We start from the raw sequence: 1,026 nt of genomic DNA on the forward strand, positions 1-1,026 counted from the left end.
GCGGACACGTACTACTTAATGAGTTTTACAGATACGCGCAATGAAATATTAAGAGAACTAACTGCAGAAGAAAAAGAAAAAATTACAGCAAGTATAGATGAAACAAAATTAGTTGCCCCAATGAAGTCAAAGAAACTTCATTCGGAAAAAAAAGCCATTCAAACCTTTAAATCATTACAGTCTCAGTATCAATCTTTCTATGAAAAGAGGAAATAAAGTTGCAAAAGAAAAAGATTTTAATTTTAACCTTTACCCTCTTTTTAATGAGTAGTTTGCTCTTTCCGCAAGTCGTTACGGCTGCAGAAATAACAGATGGGTTAAGCGGATTGTCAGAGGCTCTAGGAAGTGAAACTGGAGAAACCTCCCAAGTTGTGCAATTGTTCCTTTTGACGACTGCCCTTAGTTTAGCCCCAACGTTTTTAGTATTGACGACTTGTTTTACACGTATCATTGTTGTACTTTCATTTGTCAGAAGCTCGTTAGGAACGCAACAAAATCCTCCTAATTTGGTATTAATGGGAATCGCATTGTTTTTATCCTTGTTTATTATGCAGCCTGTTTATACTGATGTTATGAATGAAGCGATTACGCCCTACATAAATGAAGAAATAAGTGGACAAGCAGCATTTGAATCAGCAGAGTTGCCCATAAAAGAGTTTATGTACAAGCAAACAAGAGATGAAGACATTCAATTATTCTTAGATATATCTGAGACGGCAAAACCAGCAGATGTGAATGATCTTCCTTTAACGGTAGCTATTCCAGCTTTTATTATTAGTGAACTACGGACAGCATTCAGTATTGGATTTTTAATTTTCATTCCGTTTTTAGTTATAGATATTGTAGTGGCCAGTATATTAATGTCGATGGGGATGTTTATGTTGTCTCCCGTCATGATTTCTTTGCCTTTTAAGTTATTATTATTTGTTTTAGTTGATGGATGGTATTTAGTGGTTGAATCGCTAGTCACAGGATTTCAGTAGAGGTGTAAAAAATGACAACAGTAAAAGTTTTAGACATTATAAG

1 protein-coding gene and 1 pseudogene are annotated in these 1,026 nt (G+C 34.9%); both read left to right on the top strand.

All coding sequences use genetic code 11. The features are described 5' to 3' along the window. Window positions 1-216 (top strand): annotated as a pseudogene (locus ABS911_RS15155) (flagellar biosynthetic protein FliO); the annotation flags it as partial. Next, complete coding sequence (fliP, locus tag ABS911_RS15160; RefSeq protein ID WP_350468240.1) at window positions 213-983, top strand: flagellar type III secretion system pore protein FliP; 771 nt, start codon at window positions 213-215, stop codon at window positions 981-983. The pseudogene ABS911_RS15155 and the gene fliP, both read left to right, overlap by 4 nt. The last annotated feature ends 43 nt before the right edge of the window (window positions 984-1,026 follow it).

Source organism: Carnobacterium sp., from assembly GCF_040274425.1.